Origin of the sequence: Hydrogeniiclostridium mannosilyticum, assembly GCF_003268275.1 — a bacterium.
In the GTDB taxonomy this organism is placed as follows: Bacteria; Bacillota; Clostridia; order Oscillospirales; family Acutalibacteraceae; genus Hydrogeniiclostridium; species Hydrogeniiclostridium mannosilyticum.
Genome location: NZ_QLYR01000008.1, coordinates 81,289 through 95,124 on the forward strand (window position 1 = coordinate 81,289; position 13,836 = coordinate 95,124).

Below are 13,836 nucleotides of genomic sequence, written 5' to 3' on the forward strand. Positions count from 1 at the left end.
ATAAGTATTTTATCCTATGAAATTTTAATTGATATTTCGTTTTTTTAATAATAAACAAATAGTAATTTTTGATTTCTACAAGAACAGAACCTCTTACTGAACCTAAGAAAGGCATGGTGAGCCCAGAATTATGAAGATTGGACTGGACATTGGCTCCACAACTATTAAATGCGTTGTTTTAGACGAAAATGAAAACATTGTTTACAAATCCTATGAACGGCATATGTCTCAAATCACCCAGAAGATGACCGAGCTTCTGCTCAAGATCAAAAACGATATTTTAGGCGGCGCCTCTGCACAGCTGACCGTGTCCGGTTCAGCCGGTATGGGGATTGCTCAAACCTGCCATCTCCCTTTTGTGCAGGAGGTTTACGCCACCCGCATTGCCACCGGCCGGCTTCTTCCAGACACGGACGTCATCATTGAGCTCGGTGGCGAGGACGCGAAGATTTTGTTCCTTACAGGCGGCACGGAGGTCCGCATGAACGGCTCCTGTGCCGGTGGCACCGGCGCTTTTATAGATCAAATGGCGACCCTTTTAAATATTACGCCGGACGAAATGAACCAGCTGGCCGGGCAATATGAAAAAATTTATACCATCGCGTCGCGGTGCGGCGTTTTTGCCAAGTCCGACATCCAGCCCCTGCTCAACCAGGGGGCCCGCAAAAGCGATATTTCCGCCAGCATCTTTGCGGCGGTAGCCAACCAGACTATTGCCGGCCTGGCGCAGGGCCGAAAAATTTCTGGTAAGGTGCTCTATTTAGGCGGACCGCTTACCTTTCTTTCCCGGCTGCGCTTTGCGTTCGACACCGCCTTGCAGACAACGGGCATCTGCCCGGAAAACTCCCTTTACTTCGTGGCATTAGGCGCCGCCTACAGCAGCATAGAGGATATCGATCTGGATAAGGCACTTGAAAACATTGCAAGCTACGGCAACCAGGCCGCCTTCCTTTTTATTCCCCCACTCTTTGAAAACGAGGCGGAATATAATGAATTTAAGGCGCGGCACGCCGCCAACAAGGCGCCCCGGGGAGACATTAGTGCCTATACCGGCAGGGCCTATCTTGGCATTGATGCGGGCTCCACTACCGTCAAGGCTGTGGTCATCGGCGAGAACGGAGAAATCCTGGACTCGGTCTACCGCGGAAACTCCGGTAATCCCGTCCCCATTATCCGCGAGTATTTGCTGGAGCTTTTTCATCAGTATCCTGCACTCCGTTTTGCAGCCGCAGCTGTAACTGGGTATGGCGAGGAGCTGCTGCGAAACGCCTTTGAACTGGACTACGGCATTGTTGAAACGGTTGCGCACTTTACAGCCGCCAAGCATTTTCTGCCGGACGTGGATTTCGTCATCGATATCGGCGGGCAGGATATGAAATGCTTTAAAATCCGCAGGGGCGCCATTGACAATATTTTCCTCAATGAGGCTTGCTCCTCCGGCTGCGGCTCCTTCCTGCAAACCTTTGCCAATACGCTGGGCTACGATATAGCCGAATTTGCCGAAATGGGCCTTTTTGCTAAACGCCCTGTCGACCTGGGCAGCCGCTGCACCGTCTTTATGAATTCTTCTGTCAAGCAGGCGCAGAAGGACGGCGCTACAACAGAGGACATTTCCGCAGGATTATCTGTGAGCGTCGTCAAAAACGCCATTTATAAAGTCATCCGTGTCTCCTCTGCCGAGGAGCTTGGACGTAATATTGTCGTGCAGGGCGGCACCTTCCTCAACGATGCCGTCTTACGTGTTTTTGAAAAGGAGATGGGCGTCCATGTAGTCCGTCCGGATATTTCCGGCCTAATGGGCGCATATGGCGCTGCGCTGTATGCCCAGAGCAAGAGCAACGGCCAGGAGAAAAGCAGCCTGATTTCTTTGGATGAGCTGAAGGATTTTAAGCACGAGGTAAAGGTAACCTCCTGTGGCTTATGTAATAACCACTGCCGCCTGACCATTAACATATTCGGCGGCAACCGGCGTTTTATCGGTGGCAACCGCTGTGAGAAGCCCGTTACCAAGCGCTCCGGCGGCGGCAGCGAGCTGAACATGTACGCCTACAAGCTGGATCAGCTGCTCTCCTATAAGCCTGTGGCGGGAAAACGCGGAAAAATCGGGATTCCCATGGGGCTGAACATGTATGAACTGCTCCCCTTCTGGCACACATTTTTCACCCAGCTGGGCTTTGAGGTTGTCACCTCTGGACTCTCCAACCGGGACCTGTACATTAAAGGACAGGCGACGATTCCCAGTGATACTGTATGTTTTCCGGCTAAACTCATGCATGGCCATGTACTCTCCCTGGTAGAAAATGATATTAAAACGATTTTTTACCCCTGCATGTCCTATAATTTTGATGAGGGCCTGGGTGACAATCATTACAATTGTCCGGTGGTAGCCTACTACCCAGAGGTTATTTCTGCCAACACGGCCGTATTGCAGAAACTGACCTTTATCCATGATTATGTCGGCATTCACCGGCGGAAAGACTTCCCCAAAAAGATGGCGGAAATTCTCAGCCAGTATTTTCAGGATATTGATGAAAAAGAGGTAAAGGCTGCGGCAAAAGCGGCTTATGGTGAATATGAGGCCTACCTGGCCCGAATCCGGGCGGAGGGCGACCGGATGATCCAACAGGCGGAGTCTGAAAAGAAACCGATTATTATCCTCAGCGGGCGCCCGTATCATCTGGACCCGGAAATCAACCACGGCATCGATAAGCTGATCACCAGCCTGGGCGCCGCCGTTATTTCAGAGGATGTCGTCAGCTGCCGTGTAGAACACTTTCCCACCACAGTCCTGAACCAATGGACCTACCATGCACGCTTGTACGCCGCTGCAAAATATGTTGGCGGCAAACCCAACATGAACCTTGTTCAGCTCGTCTCCTTTGGGTGCGGTGTAGATGCCATTACCACCGACGAAGTTCGCTCCATTCTGGAAAAGAACGATAAAATATATACGCAAATTAAGATTGATGAAATCAGCAACCTCGGTGCGATCAAAATTCGTCTGAGAAGCTTATTTGCGGCATTGGAACAGTAAAAGGAGGTTTATAATGGCAGAACTTATTTACGATAAAGACGGACGTCTTCTGTTTACAAAGGAGATGAAGGAAGAATACACCATTCTGTGCCCGATGATGCTCCCCGTTCATTTTGAGCTGTTTGTCAACGTATTCCGCAATTGCGGTTACAAAGTAGAGCTGCTCACCAACGACGGGCCCGGGGTCGTGCAAGAGGGGCTGAAATACGTTCATAACGACACCTGCTACCCCGCGCTTCTCGTAATCGGACAGTTTATCGATGCGCTGCACAGCGGGAAATATGACCTAAATCGCACCGCCCTCATTATCACTCAAACCGGCGGCGGCTGCCGGGCAAGCAATTATATTCACCTGCTGCGTAAAGCCTTGCACAAAGCCGGACTGGATCAAATTCCCGTCATTTCACTGAACCTTTCTGGGCTGGAGAAAAACCCAGGCTTCTCCATTAATCTCTCCATTATCCGCCGTCTGGTGGCCGCTATTGCCTATGGCGACGTATTGATGTGCCTAAACAACCAGGTCAAGCCCTATGAGGTAAACGCCGGCGAGAGCGAGAAGCTGCTGAAAACCTGGACTGCCAAGCTCTCCAGGCAATTGAATCAGGGACAAGGAATCGGCCTGAAGCAGGAAAAGGAAAACCTGTTTGCAATTGCGCGCGACTTTGCCGCTATCAAGGTTCAGCGTGTTCCGAAGGTCCGCGTTGGCATTGTCGGTGAGATTTATGTAAAATATGCGGCCTTTGCCAACAATCATCTTGAGGAATTTCTCGCCGATCAGGACTGTGAGGTGAATGTGCCTGGTTTAATGAATTTCGTTCTGTTTAAGGTCGACAACCGTTTGGAGGACATTAAGCTTTATGGCGGTAGTAAGGCCAAATACCGGATTATCAAGCTCTTGTTTGACTATTTGACCGATATGCAGGATATTATTACCGAGGCTATTCAAACACAGCCTCAGTTTGAGGTCCCCGGCGATTATGAGCACATCAAAAAGCTGGTAAAGGGCGTTATTGGCTACGGCAACAAAATGGGCGAGGGCTGGCTTTTGACTGCCGAAATGCTGGAGCTGGCGGAAGCCGGCTACGAGAATATTGTCTGCGCCCAGCCCTTTGGCTGCCTGCCTAATCATATTTGCGGCAAGGGGATGGTGCACCGCATTAAGGCTCTGGACGAGCGCGCCAATATTGTACCCATTGACTACGATCCCAGCGCCACACGGGTAAACCAGGAAAACCGTATTAAGCTCATGCTTGCGGTCGCCAGAGAAAATCTTGCAAAGAAAACAAACGCTGAAAAATAATAACAACACTCTAATTCCAAACGCCATGCAGCGTCTTCGGCCGGCTGCACGGCGTTTTTCTATGTTCCTACTCCGCTAAACGAGGGTTTGTCAGCTGAATACGATAAACAAAAGAGCATCTGCATTTTAGCAGATGCTCTTAAACATTGATATTGTTCAGTTTCTTAAGCTTTGGCGCCTGCTTCTAAACGCTTCTTCTGCTTATGGTTCTGCCACATCACATAAAGCGGCCCAGCCAGGCAGACGGAAGAATAACAGCCAGCGACAACGCCGACCATCATCGGCAGCGCAAAAGTCATAACACTTGAAATATTGAAAATCATGCCAACAATAAACACTGACGTAATTGCGGCAAACGTACACAGCGTAGTATAAATGGAACGGGTCAACGTCTGATTAATACTGGTATTAACCAGCTCGGAATAGGAGGCCTTGGGCCCCAGCAGCCTGCGATTTTCACGTACACGGTCATATATGATAATTGTGTTATTCAGCGAATAACCCAAGATGGTCAGCACAACCGCGATAAAGCTGTCGTTAATCGGAATCTGGAAAATAACGAACACAAAGTAGACAATCGACACATCATGCAGCAGCGCAACAATGGCCATAACACCAGCCGAGGTTCCCCCAATTTTGCGGAAACGGAAGCCGACATAGATAATCAGCAGCACAAAGGTAATGGCGATTGCCACCAGGCATTTTGCAAAGAAGGATTGCCCCATGGTCGGGTCAACAGAATTGGACTGCGACACGGCAAAACCAGCATCCGGATATTCCTTTGTCAAAGCCTCGGCAATTTGTTTCTGAACGTCAATCGAAATGGACTGGCTGCCGGTAAAAGAAATAGAAACACTGTTTTTCGCGGCCTCTGCGTCCTGATTCATATTTTCGTAAATCCGCACATCCACATTCTGGCCCGTAACCTCTTCGACCTTGCTTTCAACAACACTCTGATCAATTTCACCGGAATAGGTGTAATTAATCATTGCGCCGCCTTTAAACTGAATGTCCAGGGCTGTTCCAAAAATAACATTAAAAATAACGCCGGCCAAAATAATTGCTAATGATATCGTGAAGTAAATCTTCCGGTTCTCATAAAATTTAACATGAAAATTCTTCATTCCGCAGCACCTCCAAACAACCATTTTTTACGCAGCGGTTTGAAGCTGGAAAGCGATTTCGTCATTAGACGAGTTGTGCCGACACCAAAGAGGAAGTTGCCAATATTTCCTATCAGCAGCGTATAACCGAAGGAATAAATCGACCCCGTTGTTGCAGCGCCAAACCAGAAAGAAAGGATATTAGTGGGTCCAAATACAACCATCAAGATCAGGGAAACTAAGATCGTCGTTACATTGCCGTCAAAGATTGCCCAGAAGCTGTTGTCGTCGCCCTTTTGAATTGCGCCGTCCAATGTTTTGCCCGCCCACAGCTCTTCTTTAATCCGGGTCGCCGTAATAATGTTGGCATCCACGCCCATTCCAATAGACAAGATAATACCCGCAATACCGGGCAGCGTTAACGTAAAGCTGTTGACAAACGGGAAATAACCGGAAACCGCCGCGAAGCACAAAGCTACCTGACCCAACAGGGAAATCACCGCGACAAAACCGGTCAGCCTGAACACCAGAATCATGAAAATGCAAACCAGTGCAAAAGCTACAACTCCCGCAATCAGCATTGCCTCCAGCGATGCCTCGCCCATCAGCGGGCTAATGGTACCAAAGTTGGAGCTTGTCAGCTTAAACGGCAGGGCACCCGCATTAATCTTCTCTGCCAGTGCGGCAGCCTCGGAGGCTGTAAACTGGCCGGTGATGGAACACTGTCCGTTGGTAATTTCCTTCTGTACGGTCGGGTAGGAAATCATCACATCATCCATCCAGATGGAAATTGTCTTATTCAACAGTTTCTTTGTAGCCTCGGCAAACTTTTCCTTGCCGCTGTCCTCCAGCTCAAGGGCCACCTCATAGGCCACCTGTCCCGTTGTTGAGTCCTGATAACTGACTGCTTTTGCCGATTTGATGTCGCTGCCTTCTAAAATGACATTGCTGGCAGTATCCCCCTTCGGCGTCTTATAAATCACATTGCCGTCCTCATCAACATCCTCGCTCTCATATTCATTTCCCTCACGGAAAGTCAATTCCGCCGTGGCCGAGAGCTCCTGAATAGCCGCTTCCGGGTCGAACTCCGTTTCGCCGCTCTTCCAGGGGAACCGGACAATAATGCGGCCCGTTGTCGCATCGGTGTACAGCTCATAGTCTGTAATGTGATTACTGATCATGCGAAGCTCAATAATCGACCGCGCCGCATCGAGCTGCTCGCTCGTGGGCTTCTCCTCCGTATCAGGCACAAAGGTTGCCTCTACGCCGCCGTTAATGTCAATACCCCATCGAATGTCACTGGCACCTTTTATGTAGGTTTCCTTATTATCTCCGTTTTGTCCATGAATACCAAAAATTGACGTGCAGAACAAAGCTATAATAAGGAGGGCAACGATGAAAAAGACAGGTTTTCCTACTCGCTTCATGCGTATTTCCATCCTCCATTTGATATATTTTCCACGAATTAACGTAGAAATAACAAACTAATTATATGGTCATTCATCAAGAAAGTCAATGAAAATCCAATAATTAGTTTGTTATCATCATTCTGATATCCTGTTTTGATTCTTAAAATGCAGCGGCAGCCGGTTATTTTTGTAAAAGCTTTTCTACAGCCGCCAATTCTACGCTAAGGCAGAACAGCTCCATCGCCAGCTCCAGCTCTTCAATCGGCGGGTAGGTCGGGGCCACACGGATATTGCTGTCCTGCGGGTCTTTGCCGTAAGGATAAGTCGCGCCCGCGCCGGTCAATACAACGCCGGCTTCCTTGCACAGTTCCACCACACGCTTGGCGCAGCCCTCCAGAACATCCACACTGACAAAATAACCGCCGTTGGGTTCCGTCCAGGCGGCGATCCCCTTACCGCCGAGTTCCTTCTTCAGCCAACGTATGACTGCCTCAAACTTCGGCGCAATAATTGCACGGTGGTGTGCCATTTGCTCTTTTACACGCTCCATGTTGGGCAAAAAGTAAATATGCCGCAACTGGTTGAGCTTATCCGGGCCAATCGTCTGGAAGGAGTAATGGCGGCGCAGTTCCTTCAGGTTGGCCTCGCTGGCCCCCATCGCGGCGACACCGGCGCCAGGAAATGTAATTTTACTGCTGGAAGCAAAGAATATCGGCAAATCCTCCGAGCCGTTCTTCCTACACTCTTCCCAGAGGCTCAACAGACTCTCCGGACAATCCGTCAGGTCATGCACGCAATAGGCGTTATCCCAAAAAATACGGAAATCCGCCGCCGCAGGCTTGAGCGCCGCAAAGCGCCGCACGGTTTCGTCCGAGTACGTATACCCCTGCGGGTTACTATACTTCGGCACGCACCAAATCCCCTTGACGCAGGGATCCTTGACGTACTCCTCTACCAGATCCATATCCGGCCCTTCCGGCGTCATCGGCACCGCAATCAATTCCATACCAAAATACTCAGAAATGGCAAAATGGCGGTCGTAGCCCGGCGCCGGGCACAAAAATTTCACACAGTTCTGGCGGCCCCAGGGCTTACAATCCGAAAATCCGTGCGTCATCGCGCAGGAAATGGTGTCGAACATCATATTTAGACTAGAGTTCCCGCCTACGATGATATTGCCTGCCTCCAGGCCCATCATCTGTGCAAAAAGCTCGCGAAGCTCCGGCAAGCCGTCCGCAACGCCATAGTTCCGGCAATCGTCCCCAGTCGAGGAAACCAGCTGTGAGCTTGAATTTAAAAGATCGAGCATCGGCATGGAGAGCTCCAGCTGCTTTGTGCTGGGCTTGCCCCTGGCCATATTAAGCTTTAACCCCCTAGCCTTAAACGCGGCATAGCGTTCTTCCAGGTCGGCCTTCTTCAGCTTCAGTTGCTCCTCAGACATCTCGCAATAGTTCAATTTGCGCATCTCCCTTTAATAAAATGCAAAAATACAAACTTCAACTGTTAATATTGTATTCCAAACGCCATAAAAATGCAAGATAAATTTCATATTCCTTCATATTAGCCTATGAAACAAGTTTTTTTCGGCTGGTTTCTGTTTAACACGCTATACCGGCACATAAAAGGCGCAAAAGCCAGGTCTATGCCCCGCTTCTGCGCCCCAACGCTGTGAAAGCTATAAATTAAAATTCCGCTACACCCGTAGTGCGCGGGAACGGCAAAACATCGCGGATATTGGAAATTCCCGTCAAGTACATAACCAAGCGTTCAAAGCCCAGGCCAAAGCCGGCATGCTTGGTACCGCCATAACGCCGAAGGTCCAAATACCACCAATAGTCCTCTTCGCTTAAACCCAGCTCCTGCAAACGCTGCCGCAAGGCCTCCAGGCGCTCCTCTCTCTGGCTGCCGCCAATAAGCTCGCCGATGCCGGGAACCAACATATCCATTGCCGCCACCGTTTTGCCGTCATCATTCAGGCGCATATAGAAGGCCTTGATCTCCTTGGGGTAATCCGTCACAAACACAGGCCTGTGGAAAACCTGCTCCGTCAGATAACGCTCATGCTCTGTCTGCAAATCGCAGCCCCACTCTACCGGATATTCAAAATTGCCGTTATTTTTCTTTAAAAGCTCGATTGCCTCAGTATAAGTAACGCGGCCAAAATCTGCGCTCGCTACCTGCTCGAGCCGTTCCAGCAGGCCTTTGTCAACAAATTGGTTGCAAAATTCAATATCCTGCGGACAAGCCTCCAAAACCGAGCGAATGACGAACTTAACCATTTTTTCGGCAAGATCCATATCGCCGGCAAGGTCAGCAAAGGCAATCTCTGGCTCAATCATCCAAAACTCAGCAGCATGGCGCGGGGTATTGGAGTTCTCTGCACGGAAGGTCGGGCCAAACGTATAGACCTTGCCAAAAGCCATTGCCATGCATTCCGCCTCCAACTGGCCCGATACCGTCAAGGAGGTATGTTTGCCGAAGAAGTCACCGGCAAAGTCTGCCTTGCCGTCCTCCGTCTTGGGGACATTGTCCATATCCAGCGTCGTAATGGTAAACATCTCTCCGGCGCCCTCACAATCGCTGCCGGTAACAATCGGCGTATGCACATAAACAAAACCATTTTCATGGAAAAACTGATGAATCGCAAAAGCTGCGGCAGACCGTACCCGAAAAGCCGCGCTAAACAGGTTTGTTCTGGGACGCAGATGGGCTATTGAACGCAAGAACTCCACGGAGTGGCGCTTTTTCTGCAAAGGATAATCCGGTGTGGATGCCCCCTCCACTTCAACCTGCTGAGCATGCATTTCAAAGGGCTGCTTCATTTCCGGTGTTAAAATAATCGTACCCGTGACGCTGACGGCGGCCCCGACATTCAGTTTTACAATATCCTTAAAGTTTGTCAGATTCTGTTCTTCCAAAACAACCTGAAGCCCTTTAAAGCAGCTGCCATCATTTAAGTCCACAAATCCAAGCGCCTTGGAATCGCGTATCGTGCGAATCCAACCGCATACCGTGATTGTCTTTTCCGCGTAAAACTCTTTGTCTGCAAACAGCTTCGCGATTTCAACCCTATCCATGTGCTTTCATTACCTCCAAGCTCAAAATATATAAAATCATAAAAGACTATTCTGTAACTGTCGCGCGGCCCTTCACCCCTGGCCTTAACGCATTGCCCCTTACTGTTTTTTCCTATTTTTGTAATTATATAACAGATTCATATAAAACACAAGTACGGCGGCGCTTTGCCCGGTCCATCTTGCGGCCTTTTCCCCATAACCACCGGCAGCTGCGCACCATGGAAGCACCGGGTTTATCATTCGGAATGGACCTTTTTTTTATTATTTCGTACTTTAATTTCCCAATTATACAATAAACCGTCCACAGCAAAGGTAAAATACCTTCATTGCGAACGGTCAATATGTGCTTTAACCGGGACAAAAACTGTTTATTTGCGGTTAAAAATAGACATAATATCCGTGAAATCCTCATCCCCCAGAACAGACTGATCCCGGGTGGACGGTTTATCCGCAGTACGGCTGGCGCCACCTGTCGAGGAGCTGTTTCCCGCCGGCTGTTTGCTGCTCTCTGCTGCGGTTCCTCTGTCCCCGTCATGCGTTGGGAACCCGGTTGCAATTACCGTTACACTCATCTCATCTTCCATTGTTTCATCGAAGGCCGCACCCCAGATGATGTTGGCGTCCTCATGTGCCTGAGAGGTAATCATGGACGAGGCCACCTCAATTTCCTCCAGGCCAATGTCCGGAGAAGAAGTAATATTGATAATAACGCCCTTGGCGCCGTTAATGGCTGTCTCAAGCAACGGGCTGGAGATCGCCATCTCTGCCGCAGCCTCCGCCTTGTCCTTGCCTGAAGCCCTGCCCACGCCCATATGCGCGTAGCCAGCATCCTTCATTACTGCCGTAACGTCGGCAAAGTCCAGGTTTACTAGGCCGGGCAGCTTAATCAAGTCGGAAATACTCTGTACACCCTGGCGCAAAACGTCATCGGCGATAGAAAACGCATTCAACAAGGTAATTTTCTGCTCATTGACTAATTTTAAACGTTCATTTGGAATGACTACCAAGGAGTCTACATGCTCACGCAGAGCAGAAATTCCATTCTCAGCCTGCTCCATGCGGCGCTTACCCTCAAACAGAAACGGCTTTGTCACAATACCAACCGTCAGGATTCCCATGTCCCTGGCAACCTCTGCCACCACCGGCGCAGCGCCGGTACCCGTGCCGCCGCCCATACCTGCAGTAATAAACACCATGTCGCTGCCACGGATTGCCGCGGAAATCGCCTCACGGCTTTCATCCGCAGATTTCTGCCCGATTTCCGGCTTGGAGCCAGCGCCCTTCCCATGGGTGACCTTTTCACCAATTTGAATTTTCTGCGTGGCCTTGGAGCGCTCCAAAGCCTGATGATCGGTATTAACGGCAATAAACTCCATGCCCTTCGCACCCATTGTCACCATGCGGTCCACTGCGTTGCCGCCGCCGCCGCCGACACCAATTACTTTTATCTGAACTCCGTTATTATCGAAATCATTCTCAATCTCAAAAGACATCTTGCCGCGTCCTCCTTAAATTTAAACGTCATATTCAATAAGCAGCACATGAAAACGCTACCATATGCAGTACCAAATTTTCAACTAAAGCTAAAGAAACCAATATAAGTATAATTTAACACGTTTGCTTCATAATTTCAATAAGTATTTTTAAACAATACACATTTCTCAGGATTTCTGAGCCATTTTATTTTTTACCGGCGCTATTCCTCCGAACCAGCCGGGGAAGCACCGGATTCACCGCCCTCCTGTGAGGCACTTTCGGATTTGCTGGAAGATGTTTCCGGTGAGAAATAGGACTTATTATTGTCCTTTACCAGGGACAGGTCCAGGGTTCCCCTGTCCGAATCCGTCAGCTTGCCCCCATCCAGCAGGCTTTGCTTAAAGATTACGCGCAGCTTATAGTCAAAATCAACCGGCATGCCTAGATTTACTGTGATTCTGTCATCATAAAGCAGTTGAACCTTATACAGGTAGCTTAAATCGATCTCTGTGATTTTATCCAGGCCGCTGTCCGCTATTGCCTGCATTAGCTCTGTAAAGGTGGATGTTACGTTCTCATCCTCGTAGACAACCTCTTTCCCCGGCTCCGCCGAGGCTACCTGCACGCCCTTGATGAGCGGGCAGCCCGCCGGCTTTTCATCCGAAATCTCCAACGCCTTTCCTGTGCTGCCGACCAGGAGGTATTGGTTTTGGTAAGTAAAGGCAGCGGCGGCATGATCCTCCTCCACATCGATGACAAAGGTATCCGGCAGGCTCAATGAAATATGTGCCGCCTTTACATAGGGCAGCTTTGACTCCACCGCCTTCTCAGCGGCGCCAAGATCTGCTAAAAATAAATTATCGCCCTTTTCAAGCCCGGAAGCTTCCGTCACCTCCTCTGTGGAATAACGGGAAATCCCCTGAACCTCAATGGCCTCCACCTTAAATAAAATGGTAAGCGCAAGAATGAGCGCCGCACAAAGCACAATAAAAAACATGGAGGCATAAAAGAACAGCAGCCGGCGCTTCCTTTTGCGGTTCCGGATCGCCGCATTTCTTCCACGGTTTGGTCTGCTCATTTTTCCACTTCCTTTATGTTTGCCTAAATTCGTTTGATTTCAGCACCCAGTGTTTTGAAGCTGTCTTCTATATTTTCATAGCCGCGGTCAATATGATGAATGCCGCCGACACGTGTAATTCCGCCCGCAGCCAGCCCCGCGACTACCAGCGCCGCGCCGCCGCGAAGGTCCGCCGCTTCAACCGGTGCGCCGGACAGCCGCTCCACGCCTTCTACAATCGCTACACGGCCCTCCACTTTAATATTGGCTCCCAGGCGAAGCAGTTCACCGACATGCTTATAACGGCTTTCAAAAATATTTTCCACAAAAATACTGGTTCCCTTCGCCAGACAGGTCATTGTCATAATCGGCGCCTGCGCATCCGTCGGAAAACCGGGATAGGGCATTGTGCGGATGCTCTTCACACGCGAGAGCCGGTCCGGCGCCTTCAGGCGGATTCTGTTTTGGTCCACGCTGACCTCGCAGCCGCTCTCCTCAAAGACAGGGAGCACCGGCAGCAGATGCGCGGGAACAACATCCTTTAATTCGATATCCCCCCCGGTTACTGCCGCCGCGCTGAGATAGGTCGCCGCGGCGATCCGGTCGGGGATGACGCGATGCTCGCAGCCGCTCAAATGCCGAACCCCTTCAATAATGATCGTGCTGTCGCCAACGCCATGAATTTTCGCACCACAGGCATTCAGAAAATCCGCTAAATCGCAAATTTCAGGCTCACGTGCGGCATTGGAAACTACTGTAATCCCTTCCGCACATACGGCGGCAAGCAAAATATTCTCCGTTGCGCCCACGCTGGGGAAGGAAAGGCCAATGGACGCCCCCTTCAAATGCTCCGGCACGCTACAGGACAGGCAGCCGTGGTCCTCTTCAATCAGCACGCCCATCTTGCGAAGAGCCTGCAAATGAAGATCGATCGGGCGTGGGCCCAGCTCACAGCCCCCGGGGAAAGAAAGCGTAGCCTTGTGCATGCGGTTGATAATCGCGCCCAAAAAAACAATCGAGGAACGCATCTCCCGCATAAGCGCATCCGGTATATCCCAATATTGCGCATTTCTTGCATCCACGGTAACCGTGCTGCCCTCTCTGATCACCTTACAGCCTAGATGCCTCAGGATTCTTGTCGAGGCGTCTACATCCGATAACTGAGGGCAGTTATGTAGCACGCACTCTCCATCGCAAAGCAAGGTTGCGGCCATCAAGGGAAGCGTGCTGTTTTTCGCGCCATGCACCGACAAGGCTCCATTCAGGCGGCTGGGCCCCTGTATTACTAAATTGGCCATCGTAATTCCCCTCTACATATGAAACTCGTTCTACGATTTCTCGCAGAATTATTCCATACTATGCGGGGTGTTCCAGCGCTGT

General features: G+C 50.1%; 9 protein-coding genes. 2 read left to right on the forward strand and 7 right to left on the reverse strand.

The window, feature by feature from the left end:
• Positions 1–130 precede the first annotated feature (130 nt).
• Together DPQ25_RS11100 and DPQ25_RS11105 are read left to right on the forward strand one after the other, a co-directional pair.
• Positions 131–3,034: an acyl-CoA dehydratase activase-related protein gene (locus DPQ25_RS11100; RefSeq protein ID WP_112333248.1), complete on the forward strand. Its 2,904-nt coding sequence runs from the start codon at positions 131–133 to the stop codon at positions 3,032–3,034.
• Between the two features lie 13 nt (positions 3,035–3,047).
• Complete coding sequence (locus DPQ25_RS11105) at positions 3,048–4,334, forward strand: 2-hydroxyacyl-CoA dehydratase (RefSeq protein ID WP_112333249.1); 1,287 nt, start codon at positions 3,048–3,050, stop codon at positions 4,332–4,334.
• A 164-nt stretch (positions 4,335–4,498) separates the two neighbouring features.
• Here DPQ25_RS11105 and secF read toward each other — a convergent pair whose 3' ends face one another.
• The 7 genes from secF to murA all read right to left on the reverse strand — a co-directional run bounded on the left by secF (position 4,499) and on the right by murA (position 13,754).
• Complete coding sequence (secF, locus tag DPQ25_RS11110; protein ID WP_112333250.1) at positions 4,499–5,458, reverse strand: protein translocase subunit SecF; 960 nt, start codon at positions 5,456–5,458, stop codon at positions 4,499–4,501.
• Positions 5,455–6,864: a protein translocase subunit SecD gene (secD, locus tag DPQ25_RS11115; RefSeq protein WP_112333251.1), complete on the reverse strand. Its 1,410-nt coding sequence runs from the start codon at positions 6,862–6,864 to the stop codon at positions 5,455–5,457. The genes secF and secD overlap by 4 nt, the downstream gene beginning before the upstream one ends.
• Positions 6,865–7,027: 163 nt before the next feature.
• Positions 7,028–8,311, reverse strand: a complete 1,284-nt coding sequence (locus DPQ25_RS11120) for an aminotransferase class I/II-fold pyridoxal phosphate-dependent enzyme (RefSeq protein ID WP_112333252.1) — start codon at positions 8,309–8,311, stop codon at positions 7,028–7,030.
• 217 nt (positions 8,312–8,528) lie between these two features.
• Positions 8,529–9,923 (reverse strand): asparagine--tRNA ligase, encoded by a 1,395-nt coding sequence (gene asnS / locus DPQ25_RS11125; RefSeq protein WP_112333253.1) that lies wholly within the window; start codon positions 9,921–9,923, stop codon positions 8,529–8,531.
• A 368-nt stretch (positions 9,924–10,291) separates the two neighbouring features.
• Positions 10,292–11,416 carry a cell division protein FtsZ gene (gene ftsZ / locus DPQ25_RS11130; RefSeq protein WP_112333254.1) on the reverse strand — a complete coding sequence of 375 codons (1,125 nt, stop codon included), beginning with the start codon at positions 11,414–11,416 and terminating at the stop codon, positions 10,292–10,294.
• A 203-nt stretch (positions 11,417–11,619) separates the two neighbouring features.
• Positions 11,620–12,477, reverse strand: a complete 858-nt coding sequence (locus DPQ25_RS11135; protein ID WP_112333255.1) for a cell division protein FtsQ/DivIB — start codon at positions 12,475–12,477, stop codon at positions 11,620–11,622.
• 23 nt (positions 12,478–12,500) lie between these two features.
• Positions 12,501–13,754: a UDP-N-acetylglucosamine 1-carboxyvinyltransferase gene (gene murA, locus DPQ25_RS11140; RefSeq protein WP_112333256.1), complete on the reverse strand. Its 1,254-nt coding sequence runs from the start codon at positions 13,752–13,754 to the stop codon at positions 12,501–12,503.
• Positions 13,755–13,836: the final 82 nt, after the last annotated feature.

What these genes read in the sequence shown, in the direction of transcription:
- secD (WP_112333251.1), bottom strand. Translation starts at nt 6,864, where the DNA reads ATGAAGCGAGTAGGAAAACCTGTCTTTTTCATCGTTGCCCTCCTTATT.
- asnS (WP_112333253.1), bottom strand. Translation starts at nt 9,923, where the DNA reads ATGGATAGGGTTGAAATCGCGAAGCTGTTTGCAGACAAAGAGTTTTAC.
- DPQ25_RS11135 (WP_112333255.1), bottom strand. Translation starts at nt 12,477, where the DNA reads ATGAGCAGACCAAACCGTGGAAGAAATGCGGCGATCCGGAACCGCAAA.
- DPQ25_RS11100 (WP_112333248.1), top strand. Translation starts at nt 131, where the DNA reads ATGAAGATTGGACTGGACATTGGCTCCACAACTATTAAATGCGTTGTT.
- DPQ25_RS11105 (WP_112333249.1), top strand. Translation starts at nt 3,048, where the DNA reads ATGGCAGAACTTATTTACGATAAAGACGGACGTCTTCTGTTTACAAAG.
- murA (WP_112333256.1), bottom strand. Translation starts at nt 13,754, where the DNA reads ATGGCCAATTTAGTAATACAGGGGCCCAGCCGCCTGAATGGAGCCTTG.
- DPQ25_RS11120 (WP_112333252.1), bottom strand. Translation starts at nt 8,311, where the DNA reads ATGCGCAAATTGAACTATTGCGAGATGTCTGAGGAGCAACTGAAGCTG.
- ftsZ (WP_112333254.1), bottom strand. Translation starts at nt 11,416, where the DNA reads ATGTCTTTTGAGATTGAGAATGATTTCGATAATAACGGAGTTCAGATA.
- secF (WP_112333250.1), bottom strand. Translation starts at nt 5,458, where the DNA reads ATGAAGAATTTTCATGTTAAATTTTATGAGAACCGGAAGATTTACTTC.